The sequence below is a fragment of the Microbulbifer sp. NBRC 101763 genome (assembly GCF_040371615.1).
Classification (GTDB): Bacteria; Pseudomonadota; Gammaproteobacteria; order Pseudomonadales; family Cellvibrionaceae; genus Microbulbifer; species Microbulbifer variabilis.
On the sequence record NZ_BAABQV010000005.1, the window covers coordinates 349,376 to 368,917 of the forward strand.

9 protein-coding genes and 2 pseudogenes are annotated in these 19,542 nt (G+C 44.6%); 6 read left to right on the plus strand and 5 right to left on the minus strand.

Features of this window, described 5'->3' with window-relative positions; all coding sequences use genetic code 11:
* Window positions 1–13: 13 nt before the first annotated feature.
* Window positions 14–7,198 (plus strand): hypothetical protein, encoded by a 7,185-nt coding sequence (locus ABWV76_RS14400; protein WP_353376351.1) that lies wholly within the window; start codon window positions 14–16, stop codon window positions 7,196–7,198.
* Window positions 7,199–7,372: 174 nt separating this feature from the next.
* Here the strand turns inward: ABWV76_RS14400 and ABWV76_RS14405 are convergent, their stop codons facing one another.
* Both ABWV76_RS14405 and ABWV76_RS14410 read right to left on the minus strand, forming a co-directional pair.
* A complete protein-coding gene (locus ABWV76_RS14405) occupies window positions 7,373–8,047 on the minus strand; it encodes a hypothetical protein (protein WP_353376352.1) in 675 nt (224 codons plus the stop codon).
* A gap of 260 nt (window positions 8,048–8,307) precedes the next feature.
* A complete protein-coding gene (locus tag ABWV76_RS14410; protein WP_353376353.1) occupies window positions 8,308–10,095 on the minus strand; it encodes a C1 family peptidase in 1,788 nt (595 codons plus the stop codon).
* 820 nt (window positions 10,096–10,915) lie between these two features.
* Between ABWV76_RS14410 and ABWV76_RS14415 the strand changes: the two genes are divergently transcribed.
* Together ABWV76_RS14415 and ABWV76_RS14420 are read left to right on the plus strand one after the other, a co-directional pair.
* The gene (locus ABWV76_RS14415) at window positions 10,916–12,283 is read left to right on the plus strand and encodes a hypothetical protein (protein WP_353376354.1); all 1,368 of its coding nucleotides are present in this window, start codon (window positions 10,916–10,918) and stop codon (window positions 12,281–12,283) included.
* Complete coding sequence (locus ABWV76_RS14420; protein ID WP_353376355.1) at window positions 12,283–12,732, plus strand: hypothetical protein; 450 nt, start codon at window positions 12,283–12,285, stop codon at window positions 12,730–12,732. Before ABWV76_RS14415 ends, ABWV76_RS14420 begins: the two co-directional genes overlap by 1 nt.
* Before the next feature lie 3 nt (window positions 12,733–12,735).
* Here ABWV76_RS14420 and ABWV76_RS14425 read toward each other — a convergent pair whose 3' ends face one another.
* Window positions 12,736–13,683 carry an IS30 family transposase gene (locus ABWV76_RS14425; RefSeq protein WP_353376356.1) on the minus strand — a complete coding sequence of 316 codons (948 nt, stop codon included), beginning with the start codon at window positions 13,681–13,683 and terminating at the stop codon, window positions 12,736–12,738.
* 257 nt (window positions 13,684–13,940) lie between these two features.
* On the opposite strand from ABWV76_RS14425, the pseudogene ABWV76_RS14430 reads away from it, so the two are divergent.
* Window positions 13,941–14,479 (plus strand): annotated as a pseudogene (locus tag ABWV76_RS14430) (transposase).
* A 160-nt stretch (window positions 14,480–14,639) separates the two neighbouring features.
* Here ABWV76_RS14430 and ABWV76_RS14435 read toward each other — a convergent pair.
* Together ABWV76_RS14435 and ABWV76_RS22050 are read right to left on the minus strand one after the other, a co-directional pair.
* Window positions 14,640–15,734, minus strand: a pseudogene (locus ABWV76_RS14435) (IS5 family transposase).
* 78 nt (window positions 15,735–15,812) lie between these two features.
* Window positions 15,813–16,064: a helix-turn-helix domain-containing protein gene (locus ABWV76_RS22050; protein WP_502914810.1), complete on the minus strand. Its 252-nt coding sequence runs from the start codon at window positions 16,062–16,064 to the stop codon at window positions 15,813–15,815.
* A 321-nt stretch (window positions 16,065–16,385) separates the two neighbouring features.
* On the opposite strand from ABWV76_RS22050, the gene ABWV76_RS14445 reads away from it, so the two are divergent.
* Window positions 16,386–18,641: a hypothetical protein gene (locus ABWV76_RS14445; protein ID WP_353376357.1), complete on the plus strand. Its 2,256-nt coding sequence runs from the start codon at window positions 16,386–16,388 to the stop codon at window positions 18,639–18,641.
* Between the two features lie 242 nt (window positions 18,642–18,883).
* Window positions 18,884–19,519, plus strand: a complete 636-nt coding sequence (locus ABWV76_RS14450) for a hypothetical protein (RefSeq protein WP_353376358.1) — start codon at window positions 18,884–18,886, stop codon at window positions 19,517–19,519.
* Window positions 19,520–19,542 lie beyond the last annotated feature (23 nt).

A 19,542-nucleotide genomic window follows, 5' to 3' on the forward strand; every position in this document is an offset into this window, starting at 1 on the left:
TTCTAACAGCACCATGACTAATCTCGTACTCAAGGCGACAGGTAGCGCATTTGATGTTCCCCTAGAATTAGATATGCAGTTGTTGGGGGGACCTCTTTCTTTAACTCTCGCAACAACTCAGTCACTATCTATCAATGATGTCTGGAATCTTTTTAGCTGCCAACTGGAGTCGGCGACGGGGATTTCGCTTCCGGACATCCCTGCCGGGCCTTGGCAGGCAATCATGGATCGGGACATCACACCCTCGCTTAGCGTGACACCCAGCACAGCGCAGGGCAATACCGCCGCCTATCTTCAACTGGCACTCGATCAGCCACTGAATATAGGCGGTACCGGCCGTTATGGTCCCGTTGAGATTACTTTTGAGCCCAATATACAAGTATTGGCTATATTGATTGGCTATGACGGTGATGGTGACGGCCTGACAGTAAAAGCAAAAATCAAAACGCCCACAACGCCATCAGCTTCGGGTAAAACTATTAGTCCGGATGCTGGCGCTACTGAACAACTGGTTAATTTTCCCTTCCCGATACCTTCCCAGAATTCAATTTCGGCTTTCAAGCTGCACTATTTAGGCATCGGCCAGCGGGTAGGTCCGAGGTTTCAGGTTGCCGGATCTGCTAACCCCATGGAGGAAATATTCCACCAACTGGAAAATCAGTTGGTGGGCGATGATCCAGCTACCATCATTACCGAGCTGGCTAAAGAGTTTTATCAGCCCGATCGCGATTGGTTTATCGCCGCAGATCTTTCCCTACGTGAATTCCGTTTGAGAGTTCTTTTCAATGATCCAGTTATGTATGGTCTCGAAATTTCGGTGGCCAAGACCACACCACCTTCGCTTTTCAGTGGCCTGCTGTTTGAAATTCTCTACCAGAAACTGGGACCCAATCTCGGCGTTTACTACGGCTCCCTGACATTGCCCTATGCGATGCGGAAAATTCCGCTTAATGGGTTTATTCTTATACTGCCGAGCTTTTCCATTTGGGTTTACACCAATGGTGACTTTCGGGTAAATGTAGGCTGGCCCGTGAGCCCCGAGCGGTCTATTGGTATCTCTGTCAGTGTTCTTACCGGTTGGGCTGGATTCTATTTTGCGAAGTTGCGCAGCGGAAATAACCCAGGTGCAACTCCAAGTGTCAATTACAATCCTATTCTTGAATTTGGTATCGGCATTCAGGTAAGTGCAGGCTTGAGTATCAAGGCCGGGCCATTGAGTGCGTCCTTGGCTGCCACAGTGGCGGTCTCAATGCAGGGCTTGCTGGCTTGGCGAGCCAATGGAAATGGTTCGGGGAATTCCTTAGCCAAACCGCCAGATCACTATTGGTTTGCCGGCGCCGCCAGTATTGCAGTGCTGTTAAAAGGCTCCGTGAATCTGGGAATTATTAAGGCCACTGTGACAGTGAGCTTCACTGCCACTGCAGGTATTGCCTTTGAAACGGGCTATCAAACAGTCATTCCTGTCTCGGCTTCTGTGAGAGTGAGTGTCTCGGTTAAAGTGGTATTTATACGTATCCACTTGTCATTCCATACTACAGTGACCCACACTTTTTATGTGGGAAGTGGTACACCAGCATCTATTGACGGCCCTTCAGCACCTGGTCTCAGCTTCCCCGAATTTAGTGTAACGGACATACTAACAGAACGGGCCAAAAACGCTTCCCTACGTATACGTAGAGAAATGAAACAGCCTGTCCAGCTTTTACATAATTTCAGTGTTCCAACTCGTTTTATACGTGAAGGTTTTGAAAAAGAACAGTTTACTGATGCACCCATAAAATCGAGTCTAGCGGAGCTGGAAGTGGTTTTCCTGCTTCAACCTACCGTGGTTTATAGCGAGAATACAGCATCAATCAAACTTATTGCTTCGCTGGTGATGGAGAGCCCGGCACCCGGTGAAGTGCCATTAAAGTCGCCTGGGACGGCTACCGGCTATGAACAACTTATTATTAAACTGGTACACTGGCTATTGACATTTGTCCCTCCAACACTTGTTGAAATACCGCTTTCACAAACCTTACAAATGCTTTCTGATGATCTCGGCACCGGGACAGAAGAGCCCGGTCCGCTTTTCGGCGGCACTGATGGTTTTGTGGAAAAACTCAAAGCTTATTTTGAAGATAATCTGGTTTTTAGTATCAGCAGCTTTCAACAGGTTTCTGAAGAAGCTCTGCAAACAGCAGCTATATTACCCATGTTCGATGAATTACGCCTGCAGAGCGGCGACAATAGTGTAGATTTCAGTGAATTTAATCGCACCCCGGCCAATTACCTAGAGGCCATCGACATGTATTTTGACAATCTGGGCCTCATCGGTTCAGAAGTGCCGGGGGTCGGCTCAGAAATTCTCGAAACAGCAGAGACCTCGCCGTTAACAGGTCCCAGCATGGCGAGCTTTTTGTTTACAGATTACTTTGTTTTGATCGCGCGTTATGTTGTTTCACTGTTGATTCCGGCAGCTCAACAGTATGAGCAATATATCGATCAAAGGCTGCAAAAAGATATTGCCAATGCCTCTGCAGCTTTGTCGGAAGACCCTTTCCGGTATGTCGATTTAGTCAGCGCCCATGCCGCTGCCAGTGATCCAGGGCAGGAACTCAGTACTTTGCTGGATGAACTTGACTATGCCAGTGTTGCGGGGTTCGGTTCACGTTATCTGATGTCAGGCTTGCAATTACCTGAGCCAGATAAGGTACCGCCTCAATTGAGCCCCGAGATCATCGCTGATTTTCCCGTGGCTTCCCTATTCGAATTGTCTGGCCAGCAATTTTCGGCCAGTGAAGGGAGCGTTACAGAGGAAGCCTGTTTGAGCTTCTCACCGAACCAGTCGGCCGCTTGGATCAGCTTTAATGGTGTTAGTCCCGATATGGTGCAAACGGAGATTGAATTACCTACTGAACTACCTTCGGCCCCAAACCCCAACTGGCAGGCGGTTAGATCATCAACCCGATCCACCAGTCCCGCAGAAAACACCATTGATTTCCGTGCACTGCCACCGCTGACAGCTACGCCCTTGGGATTCAACTTAAAAAATAGCCTTGCATGGGACGCGCCGGGTGAAGCGCGCACCCTGTATACGCTACCTCAGCCGCTGATGAATCTAGTTGCGCAGAAGCAGGGCGTGCAACTCGCACTGGAAAGGGTCGACAGCGGAGCAGCTATTCTTGGGGCGGATGTAGAAGCGATTCCAAGTTTGGCTATTCCGCTGTCACTACGTCAAGTTCAAAGCCCTACAGAGAGCGCAATGGGCCGCTCATCGGGGTTACTCGCGGAAGCTGACTACTCAGCGAATATCTACCAACTAAACGGCACTGATGAAGCCACCCGGGATTTGATTGAACAGGCGTTGAAAAGTGATTTGTCGGATGCAAGCATCAGTTTACTCTACCAGTGCCCCGGCAGTGACAAACTGCGTTCGGACGATTTGGACCCCAGTGTACTGCTGGCCAAATTGAACCTCTCGACTTTAAATCAAGTAGAACAAGTCAGTGCCTTGCACGCCCACACGTTTAGCGTTTTATCAGGGGCAGATAATTCCGACTTCGCTCCCTTAAGCGATGTGAGAAATTTCCTGCGTCTAATATGGGAGCTCAGCGTTGTTCGGGCCCAAGGCTTTTATCTCTATTATAAAACTAGCTCGGGTGAGGGCTTGCCCAATGATCTGTTTGCGGATACCGCCAACGCTACTGACTCTCCGACTGACCCCAACCAAGGCACTGTTCTAGGCACTTCTGGTGGAACCGCTGATTTTACTATTTTGGTTCAGTGTCAGAATGCTGGGAACAATAGGGTGGCTCTTGCCCCTTATGAAAACTCCTTGTGGGTTGAATGTGACAGTCCGGCTCCCACCCTGACTACCGAAGTATTCGATATGAATGGTGTACCCCTCACCAATTATCAGCCCACCTATGAAGCCGGTAATATAGGCTTTGCTATCAATTGGAAACCCGTTAATGATGATGATTTGATCCAGATTCCGGTGAATGGTGATCTGCCACAGATTCGGGTCAATGAACTTTACCACCTGCTTCAGTATCAGCTAGTAAGCAACGGCACTTATGGTGCTTCGGTCTGGAGTTTACCAGTGGGCCCCACCCAGAGCGAGGATGAGGTTTCCCCACAGGCAGATGGTTGTTTGCAACTGCGCCAGGTCATTCCGGTGTTTGCCTTCCTTCAGGAAACATGGCCAGAGGTGGATTCCCCAATAATGGCCAATCGCTACGATATTATCGGCCAGCAAACAGATTTGGCATTCCGGATTTGTGATTTATACGGCAACCCGCTGAACAAACAATACAAAGATACGATTACGCCGCTCTATAATGATCCCCTTATCAGCCCCGGAGAGTGGCCGGGGGTGGAGACTGGATTCTTTTTTATTGATCATAACGACAATACGGCTCTGCTGAAACTGTCTATGGAGTTTAATCCAGGCATAGTCAGCGCTACACACTCACCAGAATTTTCCTCACTTGCTGCTGATGAGAAGCAGCAGTGGCAAGCTATTCAAACGCGCTATCGTTTGATTATTGACCAACTTACCGACTGCAATACCTCTCTAACGGTTACCACCAGCCTGACCGGAACCGTGAGTATTGGTAACCCTCAAAGGGAACTGCTTAACTTTGCAGAGCAGGTACTGGAATATATCAACCAGCAAGTCAATGATGCTGTTTTCAGTGCAGTGCCCTCATTGACTGAGCCTACGATTAGCACACAATTTAACTTTCCTGTCGCCTTTAGAGATGTCTTGGAGCAACCAGATGATATTGTTGAGATCACGGCATGTCTGACGATGAAGCGCGACAGCTCACTGGTTTATCCGCCGGCAATAACATGCTTGCCTGCAGCCGCTGAACTGCAATTTCATATCCCGGCAAAACTTAACTTACCCCCTTTCCCTGTTGCTCAGGAAATGGCTACAGACTGGATCTCGGAGGACAGTAATCGAATCACTAACTTTGCCCGTTATTTCGAAGCAGCGTTTACAGGTTTTGATCAGGCTGGAGGCATATTGAAACTGGCGCAGAGATCAGTCCAACAAGTGGCCGATGACAGTAATCAAGTTCCTGATCTGTGGGCCGTTCGCTTCAGTGAGATTAAAGGCTTTGATATAAGCTTTTACAGCGATCCGGTTTATTTTGCGCTTCGGCCACTGAATACGACGCCACGCAGCGGTATGGTCAATGACACCCAGTACAATGATATCGATATGGATGCATGGGCCCAAAGCTTTTTGATGGCTGTGGAAGCATTTCTAACGGCAGAGTTTGGTATTGCAGTGGCGCTGCTGGATCAGCGTTATAACACTGATTACTACGATCAGTTAATGGCGAGCAAACAAACTCTTGCGACATCAATCCCTAGCGGACTGGTGCCGATTTTAGAGAAGGATGAAGGGCGGGGTGATATCGGAGAAGCTCAGGAGCGATTGCGGCAAGCGCTATTAGTAAACCTTACCAGTGCCTACACCATTTCCACTGTTGTTCAGGTGCCCGCTGATATTAGTGCATCAGAAATTATAGATGGCATTCATCCACAAAAGGCACCACAACTGTTTGGTAGCATTGCCCAACCTAATGATGAGGCACCGATTAAAAGCGACTCTGATATCGACAAGTTATACCAGTTCTCAGCGGTTTATCTGAGCCTTGATAGAGGCCAGCAGTGGGCAACTTCTTTGCTGAGTGTTACCACGCCGGAGGATCGCTCCCGTATTCAGCTACCGCTGCAATACAATGTCAGCTACTTGCAACATAACTTTGAAGAAGATAGCGAATTTCTCGGCTACGTACCCAGTTCCTGGATAAAATTTGCACTGCCCGAAGAGGCGCCCCTGCTGATGCCCATCACTGCCCAGGCGCCACTCAATACGGAAGCTATCATCCCGATCCCCCTGCCTTTTGAACCAGCCTTGCCAACACTGTTGTCTCACAGCGGCACTGGAGCCAAACATTTGACGGAGTTATCCAGCTCTTCAGAGCTTCGCGATGAAATTCTCGATGCGATGGAGTGGACCTACACGGTGCAAATAAGCACCGATATTGCCAGTCAAGATGACTTGTATTTCGATATTATCCGCAACCAACCGATCGCACCGGGGCAACGGCGAATCACTGCGGCCAGAAAAAATCTAGGAGTTACTGATGCCTTATTTAAAGCTCTTGCAGAATTTCACCAAGAGTATCCGGCCTTATCGGCCCAATTGAATAATATTTTGTCTGAAGCCTATAGTGGTGGTGCCGCTTTCCAGGGCTTCCCTAATAAGGAAGCATCCGAGCTTGTTTCAAACTTTGTCACACTGGTGAATAATGTTGCAGAGGCTTGGCCCACCAATTGGGATATTGCCGAAGATTTGTTAGTTGAAGATAATGAGATCGACCATTTCCATCTCACAGTGAGCGGAGGTCCTGGTGTCAACACAACACTGAATACGCTGACACTGCAAGGGCAAACTGATCGGGATAACGATAATCCCGCTATTTGGCCTTCTCTCTCCTTTAAAGGTACTCTGAATGGAGATAACTTTTGGGAGCCGGAGCCTAGTCAGGCTACGGGAAAAGACGGATGGTGGGAGCTTCAACACAGTATTCCAGCTGACCCCCTGTTTAGTCCTCTAACTTTAACTTGGACACCCCTAGATATACTGGCTTATCAGTCTGCCAATTTCACTTCATGGATTGTTCGCAACGCCGAGTTAGTACCCAATGAGAAAACCAATCCACTGTTTATTTATACAACGGATGAAACCTCCTTTGTAAATGCAACTATTCCGTTAGTTGAACGGGAGTCACTTAATCCCGTCGATGTTGGACCTATGAGTGAGGCTACTTTACAGCAAGTAATGGAAGATATTATTGATCCTATTTCTTCGGTCAACTTTGCTGCTATTAATCCCAGGATTAATTTGCGAATTAGTTACGCCTACTCGCTGGTAAGTGATAACAGCGGTAATAGCCATTTGATGGCGGAAGCTTCCGTTTTGTTAGCCAACGCGCTTGAGTTAGACACGTTGTCTCCATCGACGACAGCGCGGAGTGTCGCGTCACAAGTCTGGCAGTGGTTCCAGAATAGCCAGCTCCCTTCCGATAATGCACGGCTCAATATCGGATTTACCTTATTTGGCACAGTTAATGGGCAGCAACTACCACTGGTGCAAATTAATAAGATAACAGTGTTATTTGGAAGTACTTACTAAAAAGAGGCAAGGAATACACTGTGCTCGGGACCCTATGAGGCATGGTTGCCGATTACGAGCTAACAGGGGTGTATTCACAGCGTGTCTCGAGTGCAGTGTATTCTTTACTTCTGACCCGGTGGTAATAAAGGCGGTGGAGTTGATGATAAAATCATCTGCAACAACCCGAGCGGGTTAGAACAATAGAACCTGGATGTCCCCCCGGCGTAAAGACACTGGATTCGAGGCAATCTCGAAGCGGATATCTGTTGTTGATTGGGATAAAATTCTTCTAACTTCAGGAAGTATCCTTTCCCCTCGTTCTGTGTAAACCACCCATGCTACATTGTTTGGGAATTGTTGTTTTGCCTCCTCTAGATCAGTCTCAGTTGCAGAAGTTTTAAATCCGGCTTCAAGTAAATCTTTAGTAATAGTCTTTGCATTTTCCTGCTGTGCGGCCTTGTTGAATATGAGGATAGAGTAATGCGAATTTCTTTCAAATTTTTCCCGAGTTGCCCTTCTTTCTTTTTCTTGCGCTGGGCTAATAGTTGCACGTGGAAGATGTTCGGCCATTCTTTCAATATCATTTCTATTGGTGGTCAATCTCAAACGCAGCTCTTCCAGTTGGTTATTGAGTTCCGCTTTCTCTGCACCAAAATCCTCCTTAAGTTGAAATTTTGCTCCAGAACCTCCTACCCATATTTCCACGGACCCCCAGATAGATAAAGCAAGTAGCATCGAGCCAAACATTACAAGTACGACACCTCCCAACCCGAAATTTTGATGCTTAATGTGGTTGTATACCGCAGCGAGGAGGCAGATTCCTCCCAAGATGATCCCCACTATCATTGTGGCATTTTCAATGATCATGTATGTCACCTCGCTTTCTCATTTAATATTAATGCTAGGGTCGACTAAGTACAGCTGAAGGTGTTCCAGGAGTCACTTAATGGAATCTTAATCGGTGAAGTGGGTCGTATAGTCAGAAAATAGTATGCGGTAGATATGGTTGCTCCAACAAATGTAATTTATTCAGGTTGAATTCATCGAATGTCTCATCATCCTGCTGTGCATGGCTGACATAAAGTGATTTCTATAAATGTCTTCAAGCTACTAGAGTACCTTTCCAGTCAATATTCCAAATCTCCAGCAGTGAATGGTCGTGGCGGTTTTTTACCTAAAACTTTGCGTAGCAGACTATTCATCGTTGCCGGATCTTCATCGAACCCACCATGTGTTTTACTCTTGGTGGCATTGGAAGGACTGTAATGAATTTTTACCTCGTTCATTGGAATCTGATCGTTGTAGATCTGCATGCCCATGAGTGCTTCTCCACGCTTTTCCTCAAAAGCATTGGAGACCAGATATAAGAGAGATTTACCATAGACTCGAGCGACATTGTCATCTTCTTCCTCTTCTGCGGACAGATTGTAAATGGTGGTTGATTCTAATTTTTGATTCTTAATCAGTGGTTTGTAAATATGCTGGTAGAGGTCATAATTGGCGGCCGGTGCCAGCAGGGAGCAGCTGGATACTTTGTTGAACATATTACCTCTAAATAAACGTTTTAACAGGTGTGCTTGAAGTATTGCTCCGGCACTGTGACCAGCCACATGTACCTGCTTATTGCCTATTTCATTCAGCGTGTTCAATATGTGTTTTAGTGTGCGTGAGCCATGGCTATCTCGACTTTCAAAAGGTTTCGCCGCATTTTGTTTCATTTCATCCCATATAGCTCGACCCGGAAAACGAGTCATATTTTCAATTCGACGATCGAACCAGTCTCGTATGCCTCCTGCAATGCGCTCGGCACGGGCAGATTTATCAGTCAGAATACTCTTCATAATCTCAAGAAGGCCAGTGTCCCACATAAAATGAAAGGGGTAGATGCGGTTCTCAATAAAAACATTTTTCATCGCTGCGATACGACGCGCCGAGTCCTTCGCAGTATTTAAGCCACCATGTGCATAAAAAAGTAAATGATCGAAATTTGTTTTCTCTCGGTGTAGGTTATCTGCTATAGCCGCGATATGAGATTCATTGCTCCAGTATTTACCGCCGTCACGGAAATTACCATCATTAAGATGTACAAAGTGTCTCCATATCTCATTGCGGCTTGGTGTAGCGGATGCTGCGAGATTGGCAGTGGACCGGGTACCGGCTCGGCGTAATTGGTCAAATATCTGCGGCGTGGGCAGGGCAATTTGTACCACCCAGGCATCCAGTACTGAGTTTAACCAGTCTTCGTAAGGCCAGAGGGCTTTCCCATTGTCCCCCCAATCCCTGCCCCAGGAATTCTGAACCCAAAATCCCTCGGTGTTATATCCAACTATGGCGAAAGCATGCCCGCCTATCTGTTGTTTATTGGCTGGTATAACGTATTCGCCGTTAGGGTTTCTGCGAAGTTTAAACCAACCATCATGAATCATTGCTGATACGTATATGATGTAGGTCTCCTGAAGTGCATAGTGCATCTCAGTAATATCCGGGCGTATTCGATAGTAGGCACCGATAGTTCGAGACTTAGCATCTTCCAGTTGTTCAAAATTTGGGGTGTCGCCATCTTCTTTCTTGTAAAGGGAATCGAGACAAACACCGGTATTCAACCACCCCTTAATCGCTCCCCGACAACTTGACCCCTCATAGGTTTCCCCAGGCCACTCGTCGTATCTGCGCGCCATGTTGTAAATCATCCAGGGGCTGACTAAGACATTTTGATTCTGTTGTTGATACAAACGATTAATTACAGCAGCCAAACCAAATCCGGTACAGGCTCCATCCTGCCCCTGATTGAGAATAGTGAGGTCTTGGGGAGGGGGCATCTGGCAGGGTATGGGAGACAGGCGGGGCTCATAATAGCGATCCCGTAGATCCAGGGCGTCACTAATGACATTAAATTGCTCGCTCAGCTTCTTCATGGCAATTTCTCGGTCTATTAAGCGGACATTCCTTCACTGAGGATAATTCGGGAGTAGCACGATTCCAGCTATTGGTAAGAATAGTAGTTAGATTCTATATCTACTTTATTATCATGATTAATACAGGATAAACTACCGACTTGGATACTGATATTTTACTGATCTCTACTATTCCAACGCATAAGATGAGAATAGGAGATTAAAGGCTGGCTAGCGCTATTCAAAGAACGCTTTTGTGAGGTTGCCAATGCCGAACTGACACCAAAAATTATCAAGCTTGCGGCAGTGTGTTTTTAACTGAATTTATGAAATAGTTCCTTTTTGAGAAGCTTTACCATAAGTTTTGGTAGAATATCGAGATTGGGCCATCAATAGACAATTGTGGTGCGGAAAACACTACGAAGTTGATTCTCAACTACGACAAGTGAGCTTGGAACATTTGCGCAGGTGATTCTTAAAAGTTTCTCCTCAAAAGGGTTTTTAAACCGCTCCAATGAGTTTCTGTCTAAGTAATGGGGTATTCTGTCGTCAATTTTCGGCTTAAAAATCGCGATAATGCTATTGGCGACACGGTTAATTTATCGGAGCCATGGGTGTGGAAATAGATGCCTGATTAGCTGCCAGCCACTGTAAGCAAAGCAATCCATAGACCACAGTTACTTTGTGGGTCAGAAGGAAAGAATACACAGCGCTCGAGGCGCGCTGTGAATACATCCCTGTATGCTCGTAATCGGCATCCATGCTTCATACGGTCCGAGCGCAGTGTATTCTTTCCTTCCCCTTTTTTATTTCTTACAAAAACTTTTTAGGGAGGCTTTTTATGGATCGTGCAATATTCTACGACGGTATTCGTGAAGATCTATTCGAGGGACGCCTGAATCTTGAACAGGTTGAAGGAATGGAGGCGATCCTTAATCTCTGGGAAACCCCGCCCGTTCAGCCGACTGGGGATTTGAAGGCTCACTGGGAGGTTCGCCATATCGGTTGGCTAGCTTACATGCTTGCAACGGTTTTTCATGAAACGGCATTCACTATGCAACCGGGCACAGAGTTTGGCAGTAATGAACGCTTTACTCAATTATATGAAGGCCGCAAAGATCTGGGCAATACCAAGGAAGGTGATGGTGTAAATTTTAAAGGGCGCGGCTATTTACCGTTAACCGGGCGCCGTAATTACGAGCAAATGACCTTAGTCGTTCGTGAATTTTACCCGAATTGCCCTGATTTTACCACGGACCCCGAAGCGGTAAGAGATGTACGGTATGCGACGGTAATACTGTTTTACAGTATGATTTTGGGGTTCTTTAATGATAAGACACTGAAACAATATATTGGCAACCCAGATAAGGGACAGATAGTCGATTACTTCCATGCACGTAAAGTCACTGGCAGCATGCATAAGGCACGTAGTATTGAAATCTATGCTAAGGAGTTCGAACAAGCGTTACTACAAGCCGAGACCAGTCAGGCGTCACTACTACCTATAGAACCACAACCGGCTCCATCGGTACCCGAAAAGCCCCCAGGAACTGCTCTTCAAATGGAAAGGTCAACCTTCTACGAAGATATACGCAAAGGCATCTTCAAAGGCAGCTTGACCCAGGAACAGGTTAATGGAATGGAGGTTATTCTGAATTTCTGGGAAAAGCCGCCGACTCAGCCGAGCGGAAATTTCAAAATTCAGTGGGAAATTCGTAGCATTGGTTGGCTGGCTTATATGCTCGCAACGACTTTTCACGAAACGGCATACACTATGCAACCAATTACGGAATATGGCTCTAAATCTTATTTTACCAGGTACGACTTCCGAAAAGACCTGGGGAATACTGAGCCGGGCGATGGATATAAATTCCGGGGTCGCGGCTTTGTGCAGCTAACCGGGCGTCGCAACTACGAGAAGCTGACACCGGTAGTACGTGAACATTACCCTCAGTGCCCAGACTTTACCCAAGACCCCGATGCTGTGAAAGTTCCAAAATATGCAACGATCATCCTTTTTTACGGCATGTTCCTAGGAATCTTCACCGGGAAAGCACTAAGGCATTCCATCGGCGATCCAGAGAAGGGACAGATAGTCGATTACCGCCATGCGCGGCAAATTATCAACGCTATGGATAAAGCGGACAATATAGCACGCTACGCTGAGGAGTTTGAGCAGGCACTGGTAAATGCCGGAGCTACAGCCTAATGCAAAAAGCGGCATGTGCGCTCATTGTATCGGCTCTTATTGGCTGCGGCCAATCACTAGATAATCATCGAGAAGCACCGACACAATTCACGAACTCTTCGAAAATTGCTGTTTCAGCTGAATCCTTAGTTAATTGCGACCAAATAAAGAGGCCTCTTAATCCATCGGAAAAGCCATCCCGTGGGGAAAAGGAACTGGACAAGCATTTCCGCCTCGCTTTCTATTACGAATCTGCTGGCAACTTTGATAGCGCTATAGAACATTACCGGGCAGCTGAAAATTTAGCCATCTGTGATTGTGACCGTGCTCATGCCCTAGCCGGTATAATGGCAGCCGCAGAAGCGAAAGAAATATTTCAGCAAGAAGGTATAAATGCCAAGCCAACGCAGTATTTTTGGGGGCGCCTGCAGGACTTGACCCAAGATCTTCCTTGTGTAGACGTCCAGTAAAACCTAGATTGCTAACATAAGTGACACACGCCTGTCCGATAGAAATTCCAGCGGACTCAAGTAATTTAACACCTTTCTTGGGCGAGTATTAATTCGGAACACTGCATCATCGATATGGCTTTTTGGTATCTTGCCAATTTCTATACCCTTCGGGAAGAAACGCCTCAGTAGACCATTCGTGTTTTCGTTCAATCCACGCTCCCAAGAGTGATAAGGTTTTGCAAAATATATTTTGCATCCCAGTTTCCGCGCAATCGACTGGTGGCCCGCAAATTCGCCTCCATTATCGAAGGTTATTGTTTTACATATTGCCTGATACGGCTTTAGCATCTGCTTGATTGCACGACTTACTGTCTTCTTACTCTTATTGGGTACCCTACGAGTGAGTAACAATTTAGAAACTCGCTCAACTAATGTCACAAGATAGCTATCCTGACCATAAACCGTATCGCCCTCCCAATGGCCAAGCTCTGTGTTTTCATCAACAATCGTTGGTCGCTCTTCAATGTCAATACGCTCCGGAATGAGCTTTACTCCTGCCTCGGAGTCTGTACGCTTCCGATAAAGTTTGCCTTTCCGTGGCAGCCGCTGCCTCCAATTAAGCCGACCTATCCAGCGATAAATTGTTGAGCAACTGGCCCTTTTTTCACATTTCTCAAGCCTCATTCTCCCAGCAATTTGTTCTGGGCTAGCGTTTTTTAGCTGATGGTCGATTTGCACTTTCATGGCGAAATCAAACTTGGTGTGCTTACGAGCCCCATGCAGCCTCTGCAGAGCCTTTTGATGAGCGCTCTCGGCACAGTATGGATAAAAGCGGGTAAGCTCTCGCGAGATGGTTTTGTTGGAACGATTGAGCTGTAACGCTATCGCTCGAGCCGAATAGTTCTGTCCACTGTGGACTTCGATCTGGTATCGTTCTTTCAGTGTCAGCTGGTTGGTATGGGTTCCCATAGGGTTCCTGGCTTGTTTGTGTGCAAGCTAACCAGCCTACAGCCAGCTGGCCTCCTTCGCTATCGCCAAGTGTGTCGGTTATTGTGGGAATCTAGGAGGAAATCAATAAGCATCTCGCGGGGAATGACATGGCACTGCGTGAAGGTACCATTGTAGATGCCACGATTATCTCCGCGCCAACTTCGACGAAGAATAAAAAGAAGGAGCGCGAACCAAAAATGCATCAAACTTAAAAAGGGAATCAGTGGCATTTTGGTATGAAGATACACATTGGTACAGATGATACCCTTGGGCTCATCCATAACCTCGACATAACAGCCGCTAACCAGCACGACATACCGCAACAGGTAAATTGCTACATGGTAAAGAGAAGCGCATTTGGGGAGACTCTGACTACATGGGTGCGGAAAAGCGCGAAGAGCTTAAATCTAAAGAGGTGGAGTGGCACATTGCAGAGAAGCGAAGTCGTTTGAAGCATCGACCGGGCCGTGCTGAATTGCGAATGGTAGAAAAAATAAAGGCGCAGATTAGGGCAAAAGTAGAGCACCTATTCCGATATATAAAAAATATCTTCGGGTATGGAAAAGTACGCTATCGAGGTTTAGAAAAAAAACGCTCAGCGCTTGTTCCTCTTGGCAGGCTTCACCAATTTGTTAATTGGGAAGAAATATCTGCTGACCTAGGGGCAGTGTACCCAAAGTCTGCAAAATGCAGATTATTGGGCAATAAAAATGGAGGTAAATACGCATGGAAACCTGAGTTTCGACTAAAAGATAGACGTTTTTTGATTTTGTAAAACATGATGAAGGAGTAGAAGCTGATTTTCAGAGCTTCCATTATATGGATTTGGTCTGAACTAATCCATATGATTTCCCCCAAATAATATTGTTCTATTCATTTTTGGCCCAAAAACTATTAAATCAACTATGATTCGCGCGTTTTTGCCCTACTTGCATTCATAAAACAGATTGATTCTGTAAATTTTTCATTCGGGTAAGATTCCACCCAATAAATGTCACGTCGAAAACTTCGTTAACACGATCTAGGCCGCGCACTTTGATCTGTCGAATCAGCCCTATGTTTTTTCCCCAACCAAAACCCTCTTCAATTCGTTTACGAACTTTCAAACTGGCCTGGTACCCAGTATGACGAGTTGTCCTCCCATCAATCGCGGACCCTCCTGGACGTTTACCATTCTGAGCAACATGAGGCGTGACTCCCAAACCTCTGCAGGACTCTACAAATCCACGAGTGTCATAACCTTTATCCGCACCAACTGTCTTGGGTTTTGAGCCCGGTAGTTCCGAAAGCACATCAAGCGCTGTTTCCCTCTCTGCGGTTCCCGTGGCTAAACTGACCTTTGCATTCACAATTAAACCATTTCGGTTATCCATTGTGGTATGCCCCAAGTAACCCAATTTTGCTTCTGAGCCTTGGGATTTTTTATAGATTCTTGAATCTGGGTCAGTGGTCGAGGCGTGCGTATCATTAGTACGTTTCTCTCCACGAAAATCTCGCCCCTTGTTACGACCACCCCCTGGTTTTTCGTCATCATCACCGACTTTTTTCGACCGAAAACTTTTCCGGGAAGCCCATGCTTGAATCAAGGTGCCATCAACACTGAAATGTTCATAGTTAAGCAGATTTTTCTTGTGAGCCATCTCTACAATTTCTTTAAAAAGCGCCGGAATAACCTCATGTTCAAGTAACCGATCTCGGTTTTTACTGAAGGTAGAGTGGTTCCATACGATATCGTCTACTGAAAGTCCAACAAACCAGAGAAATAGCAAGTTGTAATTCACCTATTCCATTAACTGCCTTTCACTGCGAATCGTATACAGAACCTGTAATAGTTGGGCTCTTAATAAGCGTTCTGGTGGGATAGATTCACGGCCGTATTCACAGTATGCAGAGTCCAGCAGCCAGTCTAAACGCTTGAGCGCGAGGTTAAAGAGAGTCCGGATCGCGCGTAATGGATGCTTCTTAGGTACGAAAGATTCCAGGTGAATCGTTGTGAATAAAGCTTCTTGGATGATATTGGCGCCGCGCATTATCGTAGAGCTTCCAGAGTTTATCTTGTGGATATTCTACCAAAACCAGTACCTATGCGGTCGTATTTCAACAGCCTGCTAGGGTGTGTATTTGTTGCCACACACCATCAATCGCTTTCTGTGCCTTATACGCTTGCTGGCGTAGTAGCTCTGCATGCTTATGTGCTTGCCTTGGGCGATTCCTCGCAAGCCTCTATTGCATCGCAGCTCTTGGCTGATCGTTGAGGGATGCCTCTCAAACAATTCTGCAATTGCTTTCTGAGAATGTCCGGCTTTTCTTAGACTGGAAATCTGGTATCGTTCGTTCTCGCTCAGTTGATAGTAGCTCATCAGTGTCTTTCTCTTGGTCGGGAGAGGTGCTGACTCTACCAGCTGGGCCCTCCGTTACCAATTGCACTTTTTATCCGAAACCAAGATGTAGAAAAACAATTCTCCCGTCACATATTTTTTAATCTGTATAAACCTAATTAAAAATATAGTAACTGCAAATCAAGAAATTTGAAGTTAATCGCGACATAATTACATCGAAAGTGCAAGTTATTACCTACAAGTTGCCGCCTGCAAACCCAAACTTGTAAAGATTAAGATTCAAATATATATAAATTTACTGTTGTTTTTAGTCTACACCTTCTAAATATTGAGGATCTTATTATGTCAAGTGTTATTCCAACAGACTATGAATTCAGCCAAGCACAAAATGACCCTCAATGGCTCATATCTCTACTTAGGCAAGATGAAGAGATTAATTTTCACTTAAATTCATTAGCTAATTTCTTAATACAAAATGAAACACAGATAAACGATATTTACAACTTTGTTGGTAGTACTGTACATTCAGAGAAATCAAAAGAAGTGCAGGAGGCTATATTAAATCTATTACGTGACCCCGGTGACGCCAACTTAAAAATAGTTAAAGATGCTGTGTTTGAAGTTAATAATCAATTTCCCCTAATTGTAGATCAATTAATCAGCAAGCTTAAATATGATGAAAATCTTGGAATTAATGTAAATAGCGGGATTTGGTTTCCTCCACAAGCAGTTGGGTTCGGATTTGATGCCGGAGCTGAATTGTGGGGCATAACTGTGAATGGAAAAAAGCTCAGTGAATGGGCTGGTGCAGAGTTTGTTGGGGTACCATCGTCAGATGCAGCTGTTGTTCAGCAAGGTTTTCAAACGATGTATGACTTCTTTCGCCTGACCAATTCGCGACGCTCAGGGGACTATTTGGGAGCGAAAATAACCTGTGGTCTTACCTTATGGAATAATATTCCTAGGACGACAACCAAGAAAAAAAATCCGAATCCTCCTCCCCAAACACTTCCAGGTACGTACCATGGGGTGGATATTTTTTCAACTTTTTTCCCTATAAAGGTGCAAGAACCAAAAAGAATGGGTATAGGATTAGAATTGCTTGGATGGACATTCCCAGATCCTGATACATCTTCACAATTAGTACAGGATTTAACTATTGATTGGGAAAATGATGATGTCCAGAAGTCGCATTCTAAATTTTTAATTGCATTAAAGACCTTATTTGTCTTATTCCATGGAATAAGATTCTCAGCCAATCTAGATTATAATTATGGAAGGTTTATTCTTGAAATAATATATGTATTAGCAGAAACCGCAAAAGGTAAAAAGCCTAGCACTTTTTGGATTAAGTTTATTAACGCTTTCCCAAACAGTGATACCTGGTTTAATCAGCAGCAATGGGTTGAGGGTATGAAGCAGAGCAAGCCAAGGTTAACCGTTGATCCTATTAAAGTCTATCTTGAAGATAAAAGTACAGCGCTTACATATACAGTTACTTGGCCCTCAATTGGAAGTATTATAGCGGGAAAAACTTTTTATAATAACCATCCTGTTCAACAAATTAATGGGCCAGACAAAAACGTTACAACTCAGGTTAAATTGGAGATCCCGCTCTTCTATCAAAATTGTGTTGTACCTGGCACCTTAAACAATATGAGTAAAAATGGTGCCTATATCGAAATATTGAACCCTGGTAACGATGAACAACAACAATATGATCTTACTATTAATACTCCAAATGGAACTATGACAAATCTCCCCTCATATCCATGGAAATACTCTTGGGATGGGTCAGGTCAAGCGTCTAGCGCAAATGTGATCGTACTTGAATATGTAGGACGAGATAATGCTTCATGGATTAACGATTATGTTATTAAGATTAATAATCTGTGGCCGAATGCAAATACTAAAACAGGAACCGCTGCAGCACAGTTGAATTTTTCAGATCTAGGTTATGGTGCTGATACTGCATGGACAAAGCCTCTAAGCTTAAATACAAAAACTATAACTTTAGATTCGCAAGAGTACAAAGCAAGCTTCGACTTAACTATTGACTTTGACGCCAGTGGTAATAATGGTCAGAATGGCTTAATGTGGAAGTTTTGGTGGCTTTATGATTCAGAAACCGATCCTGTACGAGTTACCTTTACTAATAATCAGTTTTCTTTCAATGCAATTCCATGCTCAACAGCATGTGCTCCATATATAAAAGCACCTGCAGCTTATGTAATACGAAATCCAAAGTTAGCGGACACAGACGGAAATCAACCCTATTTAGTTGCGCAGTACTATGAAAACGATGGCAGTGGTAATTATGTGCCTATGGCTACTTATCCTATTGGATATACATTTAATGAAGCCAACTCCAATGGTACATATGTCGGCCAAATCCAAGCTGGATATTGGAAAAATACCGGTCCGCAAAAGACTCCGCAATGGCAAGGACCGGTAACCATATCAACCAACCAGCCCAAGTCAATAAAAGTTGTATTTGCGCCTACACGATCGAACACTCAGTTTGCTACATTTAATTTCAATAGCATTCTATCAGAACCTGAGTCAACAGTTGCGTGCTTCCCACCTGAAAGCAGCTAATTAGATTTTAATATGGATACTTGCTTATTATTCGATTCGCAAGCTACACCTATTAATATATACCAATTAGTTTTTAAATTTAAAATTCACCTATCTAGTTTGTCAACCTTATGATCGACTATGAAATTTTTTCATATTTAGCTTTCTAGATAGATTTTAATTAGACCTAAATTAATGGAGGGACAATTATTGATAGAAATTTTTTAAATCATTATCTTAAAATTTCATAGGAAAATGTACCGATGAATGAGTATCAACTAAGTAAAATGCTTTCGAAATCACCAGAATTTAATTCAATTTTTGAGGAAATCATTAAACATATAATTTTACCTGCAACTAAAGCAGGAAATAATTTATTTGACCGAGAGCATGGCAATAACCATATTCCTACTTCTGGATTTTCTAAAAGTGAATTTGATCAAACATTTCAAAGCTATAAAGAAAAAGATCCTTCAGCGTTAAATATATTTCTGAATGAGGATAAGAACTTAATCCCTTTCGGCAGTATAATTGCAGTCGCAGACAGGATTGTTTCTCATCTTGCAAACTTAAAAGAAGAGCTCCCTCTTTCCTTTGCAGATATGGATAGAAAGGAAATTGCTAAAGTCATTAAGGATCAGATATCTGATTCGGAGCCAGAACAAATAGTCATCGAGCAATTGGAATGGCAAGTGGTTCAAATTTGCAAGGCCATCCTGGGTGTTGATATCGTCTCCATTCTCTTTGGATTTATTGAACTACTTTTAGTTGACGTCATGTTACTTAAGGCGTTTGATGAGAAATTACCGGAAATAATATTATTTGTGGTTTTCGAGATAATTGGTCTTGTATTATCAGTAATTAATACTGCATACAACTATCGCAGCTGTATGGCATAATTAACTCACTAGAATGGAAATAT